This is a genomic window from Chitinasiproducens palmae (genome assembly GCF_900095735.1).
Lineage (GTDB): Bacteria > Pseudomonadota > Gammaproteobacteria > Burkholderiales > Burkholderiaceae > Chitinasiproducens > Chitinasiproducens palmae.
In genome coordinates, this window is record NZ_FNLO01000005.1 from 110,416 (window position 1) to 131,290 (window position 20,875).

The window sequence follows — 20,875 nt, forward strand, 5'->3', positions numbered from 1 at the left end:
AAACAAGGAAAACGTCATGAAACCGCACCGCATCGCCCTCGCCCTCTTCTCGACCTTTCTCATCGCCGCGGGGCAGCCGGCGATGGCCGCGCAGGGCGACATCCTGGTGCGGGCACGTGCGATCAGCATCCAGCCGGACGTCTCGACGAGCGGCACGCTCTCGACGCTCGGCGTCGACGTCAACCCGTCGACCGTGCCCGAGCTCGACTTCACGTACATGGTGCGCGACAACATCGGCGTCGAGCTGATCCTCGGCACCGCACGCCACAAGGTGACGTCGAACATCGGCAGCCTGGGCCGGATCAGCCACCTGCCGCCGACGCTCACGCTGCAATGGCATTTCAACCCGGCCGGCACCTTCCGTCCGTACGTCGGCGCCGGTTTCAACTACACGATGTTCTACGACAACGACCTGAGCGCCGGCGGCCAGGGCGTCTCGGTGAAGACGGGTCGTTTCGGCGGCGCCTTGCAGGCCGGCTTCGACTACAAGCTGACCGACCGTTGGTTCCTGAACGCCGACGTGAAGAAGCTTTGGATCAAGACCGACGCGAGCCTCGGTGGTCAGCCGATCGGCACGTTGAAGATCAATCCGTGGGTGGTGGGCGTCGGCGTCGGCATGCGCTTCTGAGCGGAGCGCTCTCCTGTCACGCGGCCGACGCACGATCGGCGCGTGCGAGAACGGCCGGCGCGATGCCGGCCGCGTCGTTTCTCAGATCGGTGTGCCACGTTGGTGTGCGCCCTCGCTGTTCGTCCCGCTGTTCGTCCCGCTGTTCGTCCCGCCGTTCGTCCCGCTGTTCCCTCCTTTCTCTCTACCGTGCCTGCCACCGCGCGAGCGCAACGCGCCGCCCGCGGCCGCTCGATCCGCCGCGCGCCGGCACCGCTGCCCAGACCACTGCCTGCGTTGCTGCCTGCGTTGCTGCCTGCGTTGCTGTCTGCGTTGCTGTCTGCGTTGCTAGCTGCGTTGCCTGCGCAAGGGCGGCATGAAGGGTCGCATGAAGCGCGGCGCTGAACGGCGTGGTCGCCAGCCTTCGCTTGGTAGGCGCGCGGCCTGCGGGTGACCCACCCCGCCCGGCGCGTCACGCTGTCGCCGTCTGCCCCTGTCCGTTCGGGTCCGCACCCTCGCCTGCGGTCTGTTGTCGCGTGCTGCTGCCGGCTCCGTGCCCGCTTGATTTAGGTCATCGAAAAGCGCGCGCAAACGATCGAACATGGCGACGCCGGCAGGATTCTGCCCCCGCCCGCTCAGCCACGACGCGATCATGTCCGCCTCCCCTTCCGAGCCCCTCGCCTCGCCCACCGTAGCGCCGCCGCGCCGTAGCACCGCGTGGTGGCGCAAACCGCTGGCACGCGAGATCGGGCTGCTGCTCGTCTGCAAGCTGATCCTGCTGCTGGTGATGCGCGCCTTGTTTTTCTCTCATCCCGCCGCACCGCATATGCGCTTGCCCAGCGACACCGTCGCGCGTGCATTGCTTGGCCCATCCAGCACCGCCGCCGTGCCCGGCACCCGCGCCGCTGGCCACCTCGACGCGGTGGCTGCCGGCGCCGTGACAAATGTGGCGGACGCGACCGACGCCCCCGCGACGCCGCGCATGCCGCATTGAGTTCGACCTGACGATGTCCATTCCGATCACCCGCCGTACCGAAGGAGCCTCTCATGATTAGCAGCGAGGTCGTAGACCTCTCACGGCTACAGTTTGCCGTCACGGCCCTGTACCATTTTCTGTTCGTACCCCTGACGCTCGGCATGACGTGGATGCTGGTGATCATGGAATCTGCTTACGTGCTCACCGGGCGCGTCATCTACAAGGAGATGACGCAGTTCTGGGGCAAGCTGTTCGGCATCAACTTCGTGATGGGAGTTGCCACCGGCCTCACCCTCGAGTTCCAGTTCGGCACCAACTGGTCGTATTACTCGCACTACGTCGGTGACATCTTCGGCGTGCCGCTGGCGATCGAAGGGCTGATGGCGTTCTTCCTCGAATCGACCTTCGTCGGCCTGTTCTTCTTCGGCTGGCAACGGCTGAGCCGGGTACAGCACCTGTTCGTGACCTTCCTGGTCGCGCTCGGCTCGAACCTGTCCGCGATGTGGATCCTGGTCGCCAACGGCTGGATGAACAACCCGGTCGGCGCGCACTTCAACTACGAGACGATGCGGATGGAATTGAGCAGCCTGTCGGCGCTGCTGTTCAATCCGGTCGCGCAGGTCAAGTTCGTGCACACCGTGTCCGCCGGCTATGCGACCGCGGCGATGTTCGTGCTCGGCATCTCCGCGTTCTACCTCGCGCGGCGCCGGCACGTGCCGTTCGCGGTGCGCTCGTTCGTGATTGCCGCGGGTTTCGGCCTGGCGTCGACGCTGTCGGTGATCGTGCTCGGCGACGAGTCCGGCTATACCACTGGCGAAGTACAGAAGGTCAAGCTGGCGGCGATCGAAGCGGAGTGGGAAACCGCGCAGGCGCCCGCCGCCTTTACGCTGTTCGGCCTGCCGAACCAGGCCGAGGAACGGACCGACTACGCGATTCGCATTCCCTGGGTGCTGGGGCTGATCGCGACGCGTTCGATCGACGAGCCGGTGATCGGCCTGAAGGATCTGAAGATCGAGAATGCGGCGCGCATCGAGCGCGGCATGAAGGCGTTCGCCGCGCTGCAGAAGCTGCGCGCCGGCGACACCTCGCCCGACGTGCGGCACGCGTTCGACACCTATCAGCAGGACCTGGGCTACGGCCTGCTGCTCAAGCGGTACACCGACAAGGTGGTCGACGCGACGCCCGAGCAGATCCGCATGGCGGCCAACGACACGGTGCCGAAGGTCGCGCCCGTGTTCTTCTCCTTCCGCCTGATGGTGGCCTTCGGTCTGATCCTGCTGGGCAGCTTCGGTTTCGCGTTCTACCTGTATGCCCGCCGCACGCTGCTGCTGCCGCGCCACCGCTGGTTCCTGCGGCTGTTGCCGTGGCTGATCCCGGTGCCGTGGCTCGCCGCCGAACTGGGCTGGGTGGTGGCTGAGTACGGCCGTCAGCCGTGGACCATCGCGGGCGTGCTGCCAACGCACCTGTCGGCCTCGACGCTGAGCGTCGGCGATCTGTACTTCAGTCTGGCCGGCTTCGTGTTCTTCTACACCTTCCTGTTCATCGTCGAGATGTTCCTGATGTTCAAATATGCGCGCCGCGGCCCGGTCGCGACGCCCTCGCATGCGGCGGCGGACGCCGCGCTCGAAAGGAGCCCGGCATGATCGACCTCACGACACTGCAAGTAATCTGGTGGCTGCTGATCGGCGTGCTGCTGATCGGCTTTGCCCTCACCGACGGCTTCGACATGGGCGTGGGTATCCTGCTGCCGTTCGTGGGCCGGCGCGACGGCGAGCGCCGGGTGGTCGTCAACACCGTCGGCGCCACCTGGGAAGGCAACCAGGTCTGGTTCATCACGGCCGGCGGCGCGACGTTCGCGGCCTGGCCGGTGGTCTACGCGACCGCCTTCTCGGGCTTCTATGTCGCATTGCTGCTCGTGCTGTTCTCGCTGTTCTTCCGGCCGGTCGGCTTCGACTACCGGAACAAGCTGAACGACCGCCGCTGGCGTTCATTCTGGGACTGGGGCATCTTCGCGGGCAGCTTCGTACCGGCGCTGGTGTTCGGCGTCGCTTTCGGCAACCTACTGCAGGGCGTGCCGTTCGCGATCGATATCGATCACCGGGCGAGCTACCACGGCACCTTCTGGCAGCTGCTGAACCCGTTCGCGCTGCTCGCCGGCGTCCTGTCGGTAACGATGCTGGTCGCGCATGGCGGCGCCTTTCTGGCAGTGAAGGCCGAAGGCAAGGTGGCGGAGCGCGGACGGCGCGTGCAGATCGTTGCCTCGCTGCTGACCGCCGTGCTCTTCGTCGCGGCCGGCGTATGGGTTGCGCTGGCACTGCCGGGGCTGCGCATGACCGCGAGCGGCGCGCCGGAACGCGGCGTCGGCTACTGGATGACGAACTACGGCCTCAACGCATGGGCCTGGGCGGCGCCGGCGGTCGGCACCGCTGGCGCGCTGCTCGCCGCGTGCGCGGCATGGGGCAGGCGCGAGCGCAGCGCCTTCGTGGCCTGCGGCCTGTCGATCACCGGCATCATCTTCACCGCCGGCGTCTCGATGTTTCCATTCATCATGCCGTCATCGCTCGATCTCGCGCACAGCCTGACGATCTGGAACGCGACGTCCAGCCAGCGCACGCTGCAGATCATGCTGTTCGCGGTGATCGTGTTCCTGCCGCTCATCCTGATCTATACGACATGGGTGTACCGCGTGATGCGCGGCCGGGTGTCCGAGCAGCACATCGAACAGAACAGCGCGTCGATGTACTGACGCTTACGGAAAAGGAGCACGCCATGTGGTACTTCACTTGGATCCTGGGCGTCGGCGTTGCGCTGGCGTTCGGTCTGGTCAGCGCGCTGTGGTTCGAAGCGCGCGGCGATTTCGCGGAAATCGTTGCGGAGAATCGGATCGACAAACCCTGACGGCGACCGGCTTCTTGCCGGGGCCGCGGCAGTCATGAACAAGGCCGCACGATCCGTCGTGCGGCCTTGTTCATTGGGACGCGGACAGGTTGCGGATCGATCATCCACGCCCGCCGACGCCGCCGCGCGCGCCGTCGGTGCGAACCGCGCGGGGCAGGGCGCCGACGCCTGGTCAGGTCATGCGCCGAGGCCAACCGCCGCGCGGGCGCCGGCCGCGCCTGGCCCCCTGGTACTGCGCGACATGCGGCCGAAGACGCTGGCGATCAGCGCGCTCGCCAGCCGCGCGGTACGATCGTCGACGTCCAGCGCAGGATTGTATTCAACCAGTTCGAAGCCGCGCAGGCGGACATCGCGGTAGAGACCGGCAAGCGCGTCGATCGTGGCGCGAACCGGCAGGCCCCCCGGCGCCGGCGAGCCGACGCCGGGCGCATCGAGCGGATCGAATGCGTCGAGGTCGAGGCTGATGCCATAGCCGCCCGGCGCGGCCCGGGCGATGCCGCGCGCCTCGGCCAGACAGGCGGATACGCCGCGTGCCGCGACCTCCACGGCGTCGATGACCCTAACGCCGAGGCGGGCGAGCAGGGCCGCTTCGCCGGCCTCGAAACTGCGCGCGCCCACGACCACTGCGTGCGTCGCCGACACCTTGCCGCGCCACCCGCCCAGTGCCGCAAGACGCGGATCGCCTTCGCCCAGCAGCGCGGCGAGCGGCATGCCGTGCGGCGCGCCGCTCTCGGACGTGGCCGGCGTATGACTGTCGAGATGCGCATCGATCCACACCAGGCCAAGCGGCAACCGCGCGCCATGCGCCGACGCGACGGCGTGGGCCATGCCGCTCCATGTGCCGACGGCGCACGAGTGATCGCCGCCGATCACGAGCGGAAACGCACCGGCTTCAGCGGCGGGCGCCGCAGCGCACGACGACGCGGATGACGCGGATGACGCGGCCGATGCCGGCGGGCGCGACGCAGCGCACGGCGCACCCGCGGCCTGTGCGACGACCGCTGCCAGGCGCGGCACGAAGTCCGCGACGGTCGTCAGCTTGTCGTCGGCCGGCGCCGGTCGCGAGGCGATCAGACGCATCGGCGCGAGGCCGTGTCCCGCTTCGCGCAACGCCGCAGCCAGCAACGGCAACAGGGCCCTTGGGCCCGCCTTGCAGCCGGTGCGCTGCGCGCCTTCACCGAGTTCGGCTGCGATCAGTTGCAGTTGGCGTGGAGTGCGGCTGGCGAATTCGCGTTCACTGATCATGGCGGGTCCTGGCTGCGGGATCGATGCGGCGGGCCGCGACGGCCGTGCGGAACGGGTAACGGCGCACCGGTAACGGCGCACGGCTGATGGCGCACGGCTGATGGCGCACGGATAACGGCGGCCGGCCATCGGCGGCACGCATGCAGCATGCCGGCGGCGCGCGCACCCGGCGACATGATTGTCTCGGGCCGGCGCATTCTAGGCAGCGTGGCAGTGACGGAAAAGCGAAATGTTTCGTCGCGAGCCTTCGAATTTTTCGATCGCTGGCGCAATGCCGGGGTGCGGGGCGTAAGATCCGCGCAAGGCAGCGGACGCATGGAGGCGCGGCGGCGATGCGGGTCCAGACCAAGTATCTCGATACATTCGTGGCTGCGTTCGAAACGGGCAGCTTTGCGCGCGCCGCCGAGGCGCTGCATGTGACGCCCTCGACGGTCAGCTACCAGATGCGCCAGCTCGAGGCGTGGTTCGGCGCACCGCTGTTCGAGCGCGGCGCGCGTCGGCTGTTGCCGACCGCGCTCGGCGAGCGCCTGTTCGCTCACGTTACCGGTTTCATCGGCGAACTGAATGCGCTGCGTCAGGCGGTGGACGAGCGCGGCACTGCGCGGCCGGTACTGCGCATCGCGACCGGCTCGTCATTCGGCCGCTATGTGCTGACGCCGCTGCTGGCGCAACCGGCATTCGAAGACACCGTGATCGAACTGCGCTTCGGCAGCGACACCGAAGTAGTGCAGGCCGTCGGGGACGGCCGCGCGGATGTGGGCTTTGGCTACACGGTGGCCGCGTCGAACACGCTGTCGTTTGCGCTCGTCTACCGGTATGCGTTGGTACTGATTGCGCCAGCCGGGCTGGAGGTGCCCGGGGAACGCGCGGATACGGCCGCAATCGCGCAGTGGCTGGCGCACTGCGCGTTCGTTTCCTACGACGACTGCGAGTCGACCTTCGGGCGCTGGTTCGAGAACACCCTGGGCGCCATGCCGCAGCGGCTGCGCTCGGCGGCGCGGTGCAGCGAAATCGAAGAGGCGATTGCCCTGGTCGCGGCGGGTCGCGGCCTGTCGGTCGTACCCGAATACATGTTGCGGACGGTCGGGAAGGAGGTAGTCGCGGTGCGTTTCGTCACGCGTCCTACGACGCAGGACACGGTCTATCGGATCGCACGCGTCGGCGCGCAGGACGAAGTACGCAGCGCGATGCTGCTGCGCGCGATTGCCGCGCTAGAAAGCGGCTGAGCGCCGATCGCGCGGCCCCGCGCTGGCGAGGCGCTTGCCGCATCATCGCCGCGTCGCCGCGTCGCCGCGACGGCGCGGTCGCGACGACGCAGGGACGACGCTGGAATGACGACGCGGTGGCGATCAGTCGGCCTTCACGCCCTCGACCTGGATCTGCAGCTTGGTCAGCATGTTGAAGCCGTACTTCTTGCCGTAGTCGATGCCGAAGTCGTCGCGGTTGAACTCGGCCTTCGCATCCGCGCCGCACACTTCACGCTTGAGCATCGGATTCGTGAAGCACTTGAAGCTGTCCAGCTTCAGCGTGATCGGCCGCGTCACGCCGTGCATCGTCAACGTGCCGGCAACTTCGGTCGGACGGTCGCCGTCGAACTTGAACTGGTCGCCCTTGAACACGGCTTGCGGATACTGCGCAACGTTGAAGAACTCCGCGCCCTGCAGATGCTTGTCGAGCGGCGCATTGCCCGTGTCCACCGACGCCATGTCGATCGTCACCTCGACGCTGCCGGTCTTCGCTGCGCGATCCAGTACCACCTTGCCGGCGCTCTTGCGGAACTTGCCGCGCCATACCGACACGCCGCCGAAGTGATCGGCCTCGAAGCTCGGGTAGGTGTGGCTCGGATCCAGGTTGTAGGTGACGCTCTGGGCAAAGGCGGGGCTGGCGATCAGGCCTGCCAGGGCGGCGACGATGAGTCGGTTCTTCAAGATAGATGCCTCGCTGGGTGTTGCGGAAAAAGGATCGGTGCCGGCGGCGGACGCCCACGACGCGCGCTGCGTCGGCAGCGATCGATGCCACGGTGAGCCACGCTCGCACGACGTAGCAGTCGCACGTTAGCCGCATCTCAGCATCCATGCAATCGCCTAGAATAGATTCTCACAATCGAAATATTGGATATGGACGACGTACGCGGACCTACCATCGAGCAGCTGCGCACGTTCGCCGCCGTCGCCGACGCAGGCAGTTTCACGATCGCCGCCGAGCGCCTCGGGCGGGCCCAGTCGGTGGTCAGCTACAGTGTCGCCGCCCTCGAAGCGGCGCTTGGCGTGAGCCTGTTCGAACGGGCGCGGCGCCGGCCGGTGCTGACCGAAGCCGGTCACGCGCTGCTCAGCGATGCCCGCCGTGTCGAGACCATGATGCGGGACATGCAGGCGAGGGCGGCCGGCATCCGGCAAGGACTGGAGGCCGAGGTGTCGCTGGCCGTCGACGTGATGTATCCGATCGACGCGCTCACCACGACGCTGGAGGATTTCGCCGAGGCCTTTCCCACCGTCGCCCTGAGCCTGCGCATCGAGGCACTCGGCGGCGTGCGCCAACTGGTTGGCGAAGGCTCGTGCACGTTCGGCATCAGCGGACCCAGCCTCGGTTGGGCCGACACGTTCGTGCCGCGCGGCATCGGCTCGTTCCTGATGATCGCGGTCTGCGCGCGCAAGCACCCGCTGGCCACGCTGGGCGGACCGATCCCGACCGCCGTGCTGCGCGAGCACACGCAGCTGGTCCTCACCGACCGCAGCCGGCTGACCGAGGGTCAGAACTTCGGCGTGTACGCGGCGCGCAGCTGGCGCATCGGCGACCTCGGCGCCAAGCACCGGCTGCTGCTGGCCGGCCTGGGGTGGGGCAACATGCCGCCGCACATGGTCGAGGACGACCTCGCGGCGGGACGGCTGGTGCGCCTGCTGCCCGCCGACCGGCCCGCCTTCCGATACAACTTCACGCTGATCCACCGCGCCGACTCGCCGCTCGGGCCGGCCTCGCGCTGGCTGGCCGAGCGCATCACGGCCGCTTCGGCCGCCTTGCCCGGCAGCACGGGCAGCGAGTGAGTCCGGGCAGGGTACCCGCTCAGCGGACTTTCTGTATTATCTTCAGGCTGTCCCGCTTCGGCAGACCGCGTCTTCATCCAGTCATCGACGGACCCTCATGCCGCAGACCTCTACTCACAAAAACCTGCTTGCCTTCAGCGTCCTGCTTGCGCTCGTGCTGGCGGTCTACGCCGGCGACATCCTGACGCCGCCGGGGCTTTCGGCATGGATCCTGTACATCATCCCGGCCGGCCTCTGCCTGTTCGTCGAGGCGGTCTGGATTCCGCTGGCCATCGCGCTGGCCAGCACCGTGATGATCGCCCTCGGCTTCACGTTCACGCCGGGCATCGCGCCGTGGATGCCGGTCTCGAACCGGATCATCGGCCTGGTGACATTGTGGACGGCCTCGCTGTTCGCGGTGCGCTACATCCGCGCGCGGGCCAGCACGCAGCATTTGAACTGGCTGCAGCGCGGCCAGATGCAGGTGACCGCGGCGATTCGCGGCCTGACGCAGCCGGAGGAAATCGCCAACAACGCATTGCGCTCCCTGGTCACCTTCGTCGGCGCCCGCGTCGCCACTGCCTACATGCTCGACGGCGGCGAACTGCGCCGCATCGCGGCCTGGGCGCTGCCGAACGACGGCGCGCCCACGCGCCTGTCGATCGGCGAGGGATTGGCCGGGCAGGCGATCGTCGACCGGCAGACGCTGACCAGCCGCGGGCTGGCCGCCGATTACCTGCGCGTCGGCTCGTCGCTGGGCGAGGGCGTGACCAGCCATGTCTTCGCCTCGCCGCTCAGCGCCGACGGAGACGTCGTCGGCGTCATCGAGATGGGCTTCGTCGGCGACGCGCCGCACTTCGACGACGCGATCGAGCTGCTGCAGTTGTCGGCCGAGAACATCGGCATGTCGATGCGCGCGGCGATCACCCGGGCCCGGGTCGAGAATCTGCTGGTCGAGACGCAGCATCAGGCCGAGGAGTTGCAGGTGCAGCAGGAAGAACTGCGCGTCTCGAACGAGGAACTGGAGGAGCGCGGCCGGGCACTGATGGATTCGCAGGCGCGCCTCGAAACGCAGCAGGCCGAACTCGAACAGACGAACGTGCAGCTCGAAGAGCACGCGCAACGCCTGGATCGCCAGAAGCAGGAACTGCTCACCGCGCAGCAGTCGCTGCTGGAAAATACCCGCGCGCTCGAACGGGCAAGCCAGTACAAGTCCGAGTTCCTGGCGAACATGTCGCACGAGCTGCGCACGCCGTTGAACAGCTCGCTGATCCTGGCCAAGCTGCTACAGGACAACAAGGACGGCAACCTGAGCGCCGAGCAGGTGCGTTACGCGAGCACCATCTACTCGTCGAACACCGACCTGCTGTCGCTGATCAACGACATTCTGGACCTGGCCAAGGTCGAAGCCGGCCACATGGAAGTGGAGGCGGAGCCGTTCACCGTCGAATCGCTGGTGCAGACGCTGTCGACCACCTTCGAGCCGGTCGCCAGCGAGAAGCGGCTCGGCTGGCGCGTGGAGATTGCCAGCGACGCGCCGCAGCAGTTGATCACCGACAACCAGCGCCTGCGGCAGATTCTGAAGAACCTGCTGTCCAACGCGTTCAAATTCACCTCGAACGGCGAGGTCACCCTGGCCGTCGCGGGCGCGCCCGGCGAGCGCGTGCGGCTGACCGTGCGCGACACCGGCATCGGCATCGACGCCGAGCACCAGGCCGTCATCTTCGAAGCCTTCCGCCAGGCCGACGGCACCACCAGCCGGAAGTACGGCGGCAGTGGACTGGGCCTGTCGATCTCGCGGGAACTGGCGCACCTGCTCGGCGGTGAAATCACCGTGACGAGCCAGCCGGGCCAGGGCAGCACGTTCGAGCTGACGATCCCGGTGCAGCACAGCCACAAGCCGTCCGCCGCCAGCCCGGCGCAAGTGCCGGCGCCGGCGCCGAAGCCGGCCCAGCCGCTGCCCGCGACGCCGGCGCGTACCGCCAGTTCCGTGATCGTGACGCCGACGCTGTCGCGCGCGGAGCCGGTTCGCGACACCGGCGCGTCGGCGCGCGGCGCCGCCCGGCCGACCGCCGCCGAAGCGCCGGCGCGCGCCACCCTGCCGCCCGCCGCGGGCATCCCGGACGATCGGGACAAGCTCAGCCAGGATCGTCGCGTGATTCTCGTGATCGAGGACGACCCGGCCTTCGCGCGCATCCTGTACGACCTCGCGCATGAACTCGACTTCGACTGCGTGCATGCCACCACCGGCGCGGAAGGCATGCGTCTGGCCGAGGAACTGCAGCCCAGCGGCATCCTGCTCGACGTCGGCCTGCCCGACGACTCGGGACTGACCGTGCTCGAACGCCTGAAGCGCGACCCGAAGACGCGCCACCTGCCGATCCACATGGCGTCGGTGGCGGATCACGTCGAGGCGGCGCTGCATCTGGGCGCGATCGGCTATTCGCTCAAGCCGACCGCGCGCGATGAACTCAGCCAGGCCATCCGGCGGCTGGAAGAACGTCTCGCGCAGCAGGTCCGCCGCATCCTGATCGTCGAGGACGATCCGCAGCTGCGCGAGAACATCGGCCTGCTGTTGAAGGCCAACGACGTCGAGATCGACGGCGTCGGCACGATCGCCGATGCGCTGGCCAAGCTCGACGAAAAGCGCTTCGACTGCGTGGTGATGGACCTGACGCTGCCGGACGGCTCCGGCTACGACCTGCTGCGCGACATGGCCAACGGCGCGCCGCACAGCTATCCGCCAGTGATCGTGTATACGGGCCGGTCGCTGACGCCCGACGAGGAGCGCCGACTGCGGCAGTACTCGAAGTCGATCATCATCAAGGGCGCGAAGTCGCCGGAACGCCTGCTGGACGAGGTAACGCTGTTCCTGCACAGCGTGGAATCGGACCTGCCGGCCGACCAGCAGCGCATGCTGCGGCAGGCGCGGCAGCGCGACTCCGTGTTCGAAGGGCGGCGCATCCTGCTGGCCGAGGACGACGTGCGCAACATCTTCGCGCTCTCGCATGTGATCGAACCGCTCGGCGCGAAGCTGGAAATTGCCCGCAACGGACGCGAGGCGGTCGAGTTCCTGAAGCGCGAGCCAGCAGTCGACCTGGTGCTGATGGACATCATGATGCCGGAGATGGACGGCCTCACCGCGATGCGGATGATCCGTGCCCAACCGAAGCTGGAACGGCTGCCAATCATCGCGCTGACCGCCAAGGCAATGGCCTCGGACCGCCAGCGGTGCCTGGACGCCGGCGCCAACGATTACATCTCCAAGCCGATCGAGGTAGAGAAATTGCTTTCACTCTGCCGCGTGTGGCTGTCTCACTGAGGAGCCGCTCCGGCCGGTCGGGCCGGATCGTCGTGTCGTCGCCGCCTTCGCGACAGCGCGACACCGTCCCGGCCAGCCGGTTCCCATCCCGCGCGGCGGTGCCCCGGCAGCACCGCGCGGTTGTCCGGCTCCAAGGTTGACTGTCATGGTTTCATCGCTGCAATCGTTCGATATCGAACTGAAGCTGCTGCTCGAAGGCATCTATCTCAAATACCAGTACGATTTCCGCGATTATTCGCTGGCGTCGCTGCGTCGGCGGCTGACCCAGGCCACCGCCGACTTCGGTTGCGAGACGCTGTCCGAGCTGCAGGGGCGCATCCTCCGCCGCCAGGAAGATTTCGCACGGCTGCTGCAATATCTGACGGTGCAGGTCAGCGAGATGTTTCGCGACCCGTCGTATTTCCGCATGCTGCGCGAAAAGGTCATGCCGATGCTGCAGACCTATCCGTCGGTGAAGGTCTGGGTGGCCGGTTGCAGCAGCGGCGAGGAAGTCTGGTCGCTGGCCATCCTGCTGCACGAGGAAGGGCTGCTGGACCGCACCATCCTGTACGCCACCGACGTCAATCCGCAGGCCCTGCGCGCCGCCGCCGAAGGCGTCTATCCGCTCGACCGGATCGCTTCGTTCTCGCGCAACTACCTCGCCTCGGGAGGCCGGGCCTCGCTGTCCGACTACTATCACGCGAACTACGGCGCGGCGAGCTTCAGCCGCTGGCTCAAGCGGCAGGTGGTGTTCGCCGACCACAGCCTGGCGACCGACAGCGTGTTTTCGGAGGTGCACCTGGTGTCCTGCCGCAACGTGCTGATCTACTTCAATCAGCCGCTGCAGGACCGCGCCGTCGGACTGTTCGCGGATTCACTGGTGCGGCGCGGCTTCCTTGGCCTCGGTTCGAAGGAAAGCCTGCGCTTCTCGAAGCACAACGACGCCTTCTCCGAATTCGACGCGCCGGCGCGGATCTATCAGAAGCGATGAGCACCGAGCACAAGACATGGTTGCCCACCGCGAAGCGCGTCGACGCGGTCGTGATCGGCGCGTCGGCCGGCGGCGTCGAGGCGCTGGGCGTACTGCTGCCCCGTCTGCCAGCGGTGCTGCCGGTCGCCATCATCGTGGTGGTACACGTGCCGCCGGACGGCCGCGGCGAGCTGGCGCGGCTGTTCGACGAGCGCTGCGGGGCGCGCGTGCTGGAACCGGGCGACAAGGAACCGGCACTGCCGGGCGCGATCTATTTCGCGCCGGCAGGCTATCATCTGTTGCTTGAGCAAGATAAAGTATTTTCCCTCTCGGTCGACGAGCCGGTGAACTACTCGCGCCCGTCGATCGATGTCCTGTTCGAATCGGCCAGTTGGACCTACGGCGCACGGTTGCTGGGCGTGCTGCTGACCGGCGCCAGCGCCGACGGCGCCTCGGGCCTGCGGACCATCCGCCAGGGCGGCGGCCACGCTTGGGTGCAGTCGCCCGAGACTGCGCGCGCGGCGGTGATGCCGCAGGCCGCGATCGACCAGGACGCAGCCGACGAAATACTTACCCTGCCACAGATGGCCGAACGCTTGATCGAAGCGTTCGGCCGCGGGCGCGCTTGATGGACAACAACAACATGGTTGGCTTGGAATCCGGCCTGATCCAGCGATCGGCCGACACGACGGCGGCGGTACCGCAAACCAAACTGCTGATCGTCGACGACGTCGAACAGAACATCGTTGCGCTCGAGGCGTTGCTGCAGCGTCCCGACGTGGAAATCCTGCGTGCCTCGTCGGGTTCCGAGGCGCTCGAACTGCTGCTCGGCAACGACGTGGCGCTGTCGCTGATCGACGTGCAGATGCCCGACATGGACGGCTTCGAACTGGCCGAACTGATGCGCGGCAGCCCGCGCACGCGCCACGTGCCGATCATCTTCCTGACGGCGACCGACCGCAATGCGATGCGCACGTTCCGCGGTTACGAGGCGGGCGCGGTCGACTTCCTGTACAAGCCGTTCGATCCGCACATCCTGCGCAGCAAGGTCGACGTGTTCGTGCAGTTGCAGGCGCAGAAGCTGCAGCTGGCGCAGCAGCTCGACGCCTGGCAGCAGATCGTCCGCACCAACGAAATCTTCACCGCGGTTCTCGGCCACGACCTGCGCAATCCGCTGGCCGCCGTGTTGGCCTCGGCCGAGCTGCTGTCGCATCTGGCCGGCGACGACAAGCGGCTCCTCACGGCCGCCCAGCGCATCCACGCCAGCGGCACGCGCATGGCGCGCATGATCGACCAGGTGCTCGACGTGGCGCGGGTTCGATCCGGCCAATTGACACTGGCACCGACGCCGACCGACGCACAGCTGCTGTGCCGCGGCATCATCACCGAGTTCGAGGCGGTCGGCGGCCAGGCCGCGCTACGGCTCACGGCAAGCGGCGACACGATGTTGGTGGCGGACGGCGACCGGCTCGCCCAGGTGTTGTCGAATCTGGTGGGCAATGCGATCCGCCACGGCGACCGCAACGAGCCGATCACGGTCGAGATCGACGGCACGCATCGTCACGCGGTGCAGATCGCGGTGAGCAACGGCGGCATGGTCGACCCGGCCATCCGCGACACGCTGTTCCGTCCGTTCTCCGGTCTCTCGCAAAACGAGGTGGCGCGCGGCAGCGATCGGGGCCTGGGACTGGGCCTGTACATCGCCCAGGAACTGGTCAACGCGCACGGTGGACGCATCGAGCTTTACTCGAGCATTACCGAGGGCACGACGTTCATGATCACGCTGCCGCGACGGCCGCCGCCCGCCTGACAGCGCGGCAGGCTGTCCGGCTCGATCGGCTTGCTCGGCTCGACGACTGCCGCGAGAACCGCTGCAATAACCGCCGCGCTGGCCGCTGGCAGGCCGGCGCGCGTCGGCAAGCGTCGGCGGCGCAGAAGGGGTGCCGGGAAGACGGACCCGACATCCGTATTCCCGGCAGGCGGCAGGGATGCCACCGTTGTACCGGCACGCGGCCGGCGACGGTGCGGCGCGAGCCGCCCGTTCAGTGATGCCTGCGCCCGGTCATCGCGCACCGGCGCAGCGCACATCCGATGTCCTGTCGCACAACAGGACGCCGTCATCGACTTGCTGGCGTCGCCGCGGCCTGCTGCCGCAAGGCGACCTCAGATCAAAGCCGGCAACGCCTCCAACACGATCAACGCGAGCAGGGCGCCGGCCACGGCGCCGACTGCGCGGATCGCACTGCAGCCGACTCGTGAAGCAAGCGGCACGGCGCCGAGCAGGATGGCGCCGGCCAGCGCCATCGGAATCAACAGCAGCAGATTGCCCGTGGACAGCACGTGCAGCAGCGGTGGGAATGTCATGGCTTCCTCCCGGCGGACGACGTCATGCGTCTGCCGATGCTTGCCAGTATAGGAACGCGACGGGGCCATCATGCACCGGGGAAAACACCAGTCCGGCCCCACGTCATGCCTGTCCACGAGCCCGTCCACGAGCGGAATGCCGCGTCGGCGGCGCCGCGCCGCGCGCCGTCCCGGCAGCGTCCGGACCCTGGCGCCGCGCTGCACGATCGCCTCGACCGCCGTAGAATGCGTCTCCAGCCGTCCCCGCAGCGGACGGCGTCAGGAACGGACACGATGGCGGCGCAGACACAGAAAGAACAGATCGGCACCTTGCTCAGCCAGGGTTTCGTCGTCGTCCCCGGGCTGCTGGACCGCGCTGCCGTCGGCAGGCTGCGCGAGGTCGCGGCGGCGCAGCTGGCGCGCCGCGCGGCGCCGCTCGAACTGGAAGCCGACCTTCGCTATCCGGGGGCGCCGGCGTCGCGCGATGAACTGGGCGGTGACACGGTGCGGCGGCTGCTCGATGCCTACGGACGCTCGCCCGCGTTCGCCGAGATCGCGACACTCGCCGATATTCGTGGCTGGATGCGGACCTTCTTCGGCGAGCCCGCGGTCCTGTCACGCGCCCATCACAACTGCCTGATGACGAAGCATCCGCGTCACGGCAGCCTGACCGGCTGGCATCGCGACGCGCGTTACTGGTCGTTCACTCGCGACGAACTGGTTTCGGCGTGGGTCGCGCTCGGCGACGAGACGGCAAGCAATGGCGGCCTGTGGTTCATTCCGGGCTCGCACCGCATCGACTTCCCGCGCGAACGCTTCGACGACGCCAAGTTCTTTCGCAACGACCACGCCGAAAACGCCACTTTGATCCAGCATGCGGTCTGCCCGACCCTGGCGGCCGGCGACGTGGTGTTCTTCCACTGCAACACGCTGCATTCAGCCGGGCAGAACCTGTCCGACGCGGTGAAGTATTCGCTGGTGTTTACCTACCACGGCGTGAGCAATACGCCAGTGCCCGGCACCCGCTCGGCGGCCAAACCCGAAGTGCCCCTCGACTGAGTGCGCTCAGCGGCGCGGCCCGAACAGCAGGCCGCCCAGCCCCGCGGCAAGCATCACCACGCCACCGGTGAGCAGCCAGATAGTGGTGTCGGTCGATGAGCCGGTGAAGAGCCGTGTCAGACCGTCCTCGAAGGAGTGATACGACTGCACGCCCGAGTAGCAGAGCATCGCGCCGATCAGCAGCACAACGACGGAAAAGAGGGTACTGAGGACACGTAGCATCGCTTGAGCGGGAGTGCCGCGACAGCGGCGGAGCGGGCGCCGGCCTGGCGCAAGACGGGCACAACTGCGGCGGACCCGGGCTAGATGATGCCAGCTTCGCCGGCGCCGGGTCCGTATGGTGTGCCACGCCCGTGTGGTGCGCCGGGTCCGTATGGTGTGCCACGTACGGCTGGGTGCCGGCGCGGCAGGCGGCGTCTGCGCGCCGCGCAGACGGTCACAGTCGCCAGTCGACCGGCTCGTCGGCGGCGGCCACCTGTTCCCGCAATTCGAGAATCCGCTCCTCCCAATACCGCGACGTGCCGAACCATGGGAAGGCGGCGGGGAAGGCCGGATCGTCCCAGCGTTGCGCCAGCCACGCGCTGTGATGGATCAGCCGCAGGGTGCGGAGCGCTTCGATCAGATGCAGCTCGCGCACGTCGAAATCGGCGAAATCGCGGTAACCGGCCAGGACTTCGGCCAGCGCCGGGCGCGGGTCGTCGGTGCCGCTCGGCAGCAGCATCCAGAGGTCCTGGATTGCCGGACCGGTGCGGCTGTCGTCGAAATCGACGAAGTGCGCGCCGGCATCGGTCCACATCACGTTACCGCCGTGGCAATCGCCATGCAGGCGCAGCAGGGCGACATCGCCGGCACGCTGATAGGCGCGCGCCGCACTCGCCAACGCCTGCTCGGAGACGGCCGACCATGCCGCACGAAGATCGTCCGGAATGAAGCCGCCATCCAGCAGGAAGCGGCGCGGCTGATGCCCGAACGTATCGAGATCGAGCGCTGGCCGATGCACATAGGCGGCGCGCGCGCCGTGCGCATGGATGCGGCCGATGAAGCGGCCCAGCTGCCGGCGCACGCCCGGTGCGTCGAGCTCGGGGGCGCGACCGCCACGCCGCGGGAACAGCGCGAAGCGATACCCTTCGGCGTGGTGCAGTGTGGCATCCGCGATCCGCTGCGGCGGCACGACCGGCACTTCGGCCTCGGCCAGTTCGGCCGTGAACGCATGCTCTTCGGCGATCTGCGCATCGCTCCAGCGATGTGGGCGGTAAAACTTCGCCACGCAGGCACCATCTTCGAGGCCGACCTGGTACACGCGATTTTCGAAGCTGTTCAACGCCAGCAGGCGACCGTCGGCGCGCTGCCCGACCGCCTCCACCGCATCGAGCACACGCTCGGGCGTCAGATCGGCAAAAGGTGTCACATCGTCGACGCGGGTGAATTCGGACATTGACCAACTCCGTGCAACCACACTTTGCCAAAAAAAAACCCGCCTCGAAAGGCGGGTTGAATCCATATCAGGAGGAGACATGGAGGAGACGGTTCCTACTATAGCCAAGCCGATGGTGCGACGCAACAAGTAATCGCGACGGCGCAGTGGTTTTTGGCACAACGTGGTTTGCGCGCATCACTGCACGGCCCGCCGTCGTCGATGTCGGCTTTCCAGAGAGGGACGGTGGCGGGGGCCAGGCCGGGCATGCAGATGGCGCGACGCCGACACATGCGTTGCGTGAGCACCGTCGTGCGGGGCTGGCCCGCGTCGAACGCGGTGGCGCGGCACGCACCCACCGCGATCAATTCGGGTCCGCAGCCGTAGCGCGAGCGCGCACTTTCGGCACCGACACCGTGCGCCGCGGACCACCGTCTTCGGCATCCGCACAGCCGATTCCGGCCATCCCGAAAGGTGCTGCGAGGCCCGTGCGCCGGGCGTCGTGGCGCCGAAAGCGCCGCGACAGGCAAGATGATAAAGTGCCCCATGCCCGGCGTGGGGTCGCCCGGCAGGGCGCGCGGCGCCCAAGGTCTTTACCGGATTCGCTTCAACACAATGCAAAAAACGATTTTCGATGACGCAGACGCCGGGGAATTCGCGCGTCGCCTGACGCTGCTCGACGAAGCGGCGCCGCTGCCCGCGCTCGGCCTGCGCGGCGTGGAGCGAGAGGGGCTGCGCATCGACGGCCATGGTCGGCTGGCCAACACGCCTCATCCGCCTGCGCTTGGCGCGGCCTTGACGCATCCTGAGCTGACCACCGACTACTCCGAAGCCCTGCTCGAATTCATCACGCCGCCGCTGGCGCGCCTGCCGCAGGTGTTCGACCGCCTGCGCGAATTGCACCGCTTCGTGGCCGAAAACCTCGAGCATGAACTGGTCTGGCCGTTGTCGATGCCGTCGCGTCTGCCACCCGACAATCAGATTCCGATTGCCGAATACGGCGCTTCGAACCAGGGCCGCTACAAGCACGTTTATCGCCTTGGGCTGGCGACCCGTTATGGCCGCACGATGCAGTGCATTGCGGGCATCCATTTCAACTATTCGATCGACGACGGCTTGTGGGAGCGCTTGCGCGCCGACGCGGGCGCCGCCGGTCAGGACATGCCGCTCGCAACCTTCCGCTCCAACGGCTATCTGGCGTTGATGCGCAATTTCGAGCACTTCGGCTGGCTGCTTCTGTATCTGTTCGGCGCTTCGCCGGCCCTGCATCCCAGCTTCCTGCAGGGCCGCCATCACGAGCGGTTCGACCTGATCGAGCGCGATCCCGACACCCTGGTCGCGCCTCACGCGACCAGCTTGCGGATGAGCGACCTGGGCTACCAGAACCGTGCGGTGCAGGGACGCTACCGGCCGCGGCATGACGCGCTGGATGCCTACCTGGAAGCGATCGCCGCGGCAGTGAGCGAGCCCTATCCGCCGTACCAGCAAGCTGGCGTACGCGATGCGGCCGGCGGCTGGCTGCAACTCAACGGCAACCTGCTGCAGATCGAGAATGAGCTGTATGCAACGATCCGGCCGAAGCGCACCACGCAGCCGGGCGAACGACCGCTGACCGCGCTGTCGCGGCGCGGCATCGAGTACGTCGAGGCGCGCACGCTCGATCTGGACCCGTTCGAGGCGGTGGGCATCGCGCCGGCCACCGGTCGCTTCATGGAAGCGTTCCTCACGATGTGCGCGTTGATGCCGCCGCTGCTCGGCGACAGCCGACCGGCCGACGACCGCAACTTCGCGCGCGTCGCGAAGTTGGGACGACGCCCTGGCCTGACGCTGGAACGCGACGGAGACGACGTGGCGCTGCGCGACTGGGGCCTGACCGTGCTCGACCAGGTCGCCGCGGTAGCGGACCGGTTGGACTTGCGCACCGGCGGCGACGCTTACCGGCAGGCGGTCGCCCGGCAGCGCGCCAAGCTCGACGACGTCAGCCTGACGCCTTCGGCGCAGGTGCTGGCCGCCCTCGAGGACGGACATCGCAGCTTCATCGAGTTCGGCGTGTCCCAGGCGCTCAAGTTCGCCACCACGCTGAAGAACGAAGGGTCCAGCGTCGACACGCACCGTCGCCTGAGCGAGCTCGCGGAGCAGTCGATTGCCGCGCAACGCGCACTGGAAACGGATCCGGCGGCAATGCCGTTCGACGACTACGTGGCCGCCCTGTCCGGACCCGCCGCCTGATCGAACGGGCATGCCGGTTGCGCCCCGTCACGGACAGCTACGCAAGCGGAGGCGAGATGGCATACACCTTGTACTATTGGCCGATGTTGCAGGGGCGCGGCGAGTTCGTGCGCCTCGCCCTTGAAGACGCCGGCGCGGCCTACCGGGACATCGCCCGCGAAGGCGACGACGGCATGGGCGCATTGACGGACTGGCTCGATCCGTCGCAAGACGCGCAGCATCCGCCGGCGTTGCCGTTTGCGCCGCCGTTCCTGGTGGACGGCGAGATCGTCGTTGCGCAGACCGCGAACATTCTGGCCTACCTGGGCCCGCTCCTCGGTCTCGTGCCAGAGGCCCCGGCCGAGCGCCTGTTCGTGCAGACCCTGCAGCTGACCATCGCCGACGCGGTAGCCGAAGCGCACGACACCCACCACCCGATCGCCAGCGGCCTCTACTACGAGGACCAGAAGGACGCGGCGCGCGCGCGCGCAGGCGACTTCATCGACAGCCGGATGCCGAAGTTCCTCGCTTACTTCGAACGCGTGCTGTCACGCAATCCGGCCGGCGACAAGTGGCTGGTCGGCAAGACCATCAGCTATGCCGATCTCTCGCTGTTCCAACTGGTCGAGGGCCTGAGCTATGCCTTCCCGCGCGGCATGACCGATGCGGCAAGCCGCTTCCCGCGCGTGGCGGCCTTGCGCACCCGGGTTGCGGCTCGGCAGCGGCTGCGCGACTACCTCGCTTCGCCGCGGCGGTTGGCCTTCAACGAGGAAGGCATTTTTCGCCGTTATCCCGAACTCGATCGGGAGCCTCGCGCCGACGCAGGCGCCTGAGTCG

Annotated in this window: 19 protein-coding genes; 14 read left to right on the top strand and 5 right to left on the bottom strand. The window is 67.7% G+C overall.

From position 1 onward, the window contains the following. The first annotated feature begins 16 nt into the window (after positions 1–16). The 5 genes from BLU54_RS09950 (at position 17) to cydX (ending at position 4,478) form a co-directional block, all read left to right on the top strand. Positions 17–628, top strand: a complete 612-nt coding sequence (locus BLU54_RS09950) for an OmpW/AlkL family protein (protein WP_091907610.1) — start codon at positions 17–19, stop codon at positions 626–628. Between the two features lie 628 nt (positions 629–1,256). Beyond that, the gene (gene cydP, locus BLU54_RS09955; protein ID WP_139169619.1) at positions 1,257–1,598 is read left to right on the top strand and encodes a cytochrome oxidase putative small subunit CydP; all 342 of its coding nucleotides are present in this window, start codon (positions 1,257–1,259) and stop codon (positions 1,596–1,598) included. Between the two features lie 53 nt (positions 1,599–1,651). Beyond that, positions 1,652–3,223, top strand: coding sequence for a cytochrome ubiquinol oxidase subunit I (locus tag BLU54_RS09960; RefSeq protein WP_091907614.1), 1,572 nt, complete (start codon positions 1,652–1,654; stop codon positions 3,221–3,223). Further along, positions 3,223–4,326, top strand: coding sequence for a cytochrome d ubiquinol oxidase subunit II (cydB, locus tag BLU54_RS09965; RefSeq protein ID WP_091908014.1), 1,104 nt, complete (start codon positions 3,223–3,225; stop codon positions 4,324–4,326). The genes BLU54_RS09960 and cydB overlap by 1 nt, the downstream gene beginning before the upstream one ends. 23 nt (positions 4,327–4,349) lie before the next feature. Next, on the top strand, positions 4,350–4,478 hold the full coding sequence (gene cydX / locus BLU54_RS09970) for a cytochrome bd-I oxidase subunit CydX (RefSeq protein WP_091907616.1): 129 nt from the start codon (positions 4,350–4,352) through the stop codon (positions 4,476–4,478). A 177-nt stretch (positions 4,479–4,655) separates the two neighbouring features. On the opposite strand, the gene BLU54_RS09975 is transcribed toward cydX, so the two are convergent. Then, the gene (locus BLU54_RS09975; protein ID WP_091907618.1) at positions 4,656–5,723 is read right to left on the bottom strand and encodes an arginase; all 1,068 of its coding nucleotides are present in this window, start codon (positions 5,721–5,723) and stop codon (positions 4,656–4,658) included. A 332-nt stretch (positions 5,724–6,055) separates the two neighbouring features. On the opposite strand from BLU54_RS09975, the gene BLU54_RS09980 reads away from it, so the two are divergent. Continuing rightward, positions 6,056–6,949 (top strand): LysR family transcriptional regulator, encoded by an 894-nt coding sequence (locus tag BLU54_RS09980; RefSeq protein ID WP_170845099.1) that lies wholly within the window; start codon positions 6,056–6,058, stop codon positions 6,947–6,949. A 123-nt stretch (positions 6,950–7,072) separates the two neighbouring features. Here BLU54_RS09980 and BLU54_RS09985 read toward each other — a convergent pair whose 3' ends face one another. Continuing rightward, the gene (locus tag BLU54_RS09985) at positions 7,073–7,651 is read right to left on the bottom strand and encodes a YceI family protein (RefSeq protein WP_091907622.1); all 579 of its coding nucleotides are present in this window, start codon (positions 7,649–7,651) and stop codon (positions 7,073–7,075) included. A gap of 189 nt (positions 7,652–7,840) precedes the next feature. Between BLU54_RS09985 and BLU54_RS09990 the strand changes: the two genes are divergently transcribed. The 5 genes from BLU54_RS09990 to BLU54_RS10010 all read left to right on the top strand — a co-directional run bounded on the left by BLU54_RS09990 (position 7,841) and on the right by BLU54_RS10010 (position 14,824). Then, positions 7,841–8,764 carry a LysR family transcriptional regulator gene (locus tag BLU54_RS09990; RefSeq protein ID WP_091907624.1) on the top strand — a complete coding sequence of 308 codons (924 nt, stop codon included), beginning with the start codon at positions 7,841–7,843 and terminating at the stop codon, positions 8,762–8,764. A gap of 97 nt (positions 8,765–8,861) precedes the next feature. Next, positions 8,862–12,065, top strand: a complete 3,204-nt coding sequence (locus BLU54_RS09995) for a response regulator (protein ID WP_091907626.1) — start codon at positions 8,862–8,864, stop codon at positions 12,063–12,065. A gap of 145 nt (positions 12,066–12,210) precedes the next feature. Beyond that, positions 12,211–13,035: a CheR family methyltransferase gene (locus BLU54_RS10000; protein ID WP_091907628.1), complete on the top strand. Its 825-nt coding sequence runs from the start codon at positions 12,211–12,213 to the stop codon at positions 13,033–13,035. Then, positions 13,032–13,643 carry a chemotaxis protein CheB gene (locus BLU54_RS10005; protein WP_091907630.1) on the top strand — a complete coding sequence of 204 codons (612 nt, stop codon included), beginning with the start codon at positions 13,032–13,034 and terminating at the stop codon, positions 13,641–13,643. The genes BLU54_RS10000 and BLU54_RS10005 overlap by 4 nt, the downstream gene beginning before the upstream one ends. Further along, positions 13,643–14,824 (top strand): hybrid sensor histidine kinase/response regulator, encoded by a 1,182-nt coding sequence (locus BLU54_RS10010; RefSeq protein ID WP_235837883.1) that lies wholly within the window; start codon positions 13,643–13,645, stop codon positions 14,822–14,824. Before BLU54_RS10005 ends, BLU54_RS10010 begins: the two co-directional genes overlap by 1 nt. 353 nt (positions 14,825–15,177) lie before the next feature. On the opposite strand, the gene BLU54_RS10020 is transcribed toward BLU54_RS10010, so the two are convergent. Beyond that, positions 15,178–15,378 (bottom strand): hypothetical protein, encoded by a 201-nt coding sequence (locus tag BLU54_RS10020; protein ID WP_091908019.1) that lies wholly within the window; start codon positions 15,376–15,378, stop codon positions 15,178–15,180. Between the two features lie 273 nt (positions 15,379–15,651). Between BLU54_RS10020 and BLU54_RS10025 the strand changes: the two genes are divergently transcribed. Further along, positions 15,652–16,416, top strand: a complete 765-nt coding sequence (locus BLU54_RS10025; RefSeq protein ID WP_091907634.1) for a phytanoyl-CoA dioxygenase family protein — start codon at positions 15,652–15,654, stop codon at positions 16,414–16,416. A 6-nt stretch (positions 16,417–16,422) separates the two neighbouring features. On the opposite strand, the gene BLU54_RS10030 is transcribed toward BLU54_RS10025, so the two are convergent. Together BLU54_RS10030 and BLU54_RS10035 are read right to left on the bottom strand one after the other, a co-directional pair. Next, positions 16,423–16,638, bottom strand: coding sequence for a DUF3185 family protein (locus BLU54_RS10030; protein ID WP_091907636.1), 216 nt, complete (start codon positions 16,636–16,638; stop codon positions 16,423–16,425). 214 nt (positions 16,639–16,852) lie between these two features. After that, positions 16,853–17,851 (bottom strand): serine/threonine protein kinase, encoded by a 999-nt coding sequence (locus BLU54_RS10035; RefSeq protein WP_091907637.1) that lies wholly within the window; start codon positions 17,849–17,851, stop codon positions 16,853–16,855. A 594-nt stretch (positions 17,852–18,445) separates the two neighbouring features. Between BLU54_RS10035 and gshA the strand changes: the two genes are divergently transcribed. Next, positions 18,446–20,059: a glutamate--cysteine ligase gene (gene gshA, locus BLU54_RS10040; RefSeq protein WP_091907639.1), complete on the top strand. Its 1,614-nt coding sequence runs from the start codon at positions 18,446–18,448 to the stop codon at positions 20,057–20,059. Positions 20,060–20,115: 56 nt separating this feature from the next. Further along, a complete protein-coding gene (locus tag BLU54_RS10045; protein WP_091908021.1) occupies positions 20,116–20,871 on the top strand; it encodes a glutathione S-transferase in 756 nt (251 codons plus the stop codon). Positions 20,872–20,875 lie beyond the last annotated feature (4 nt).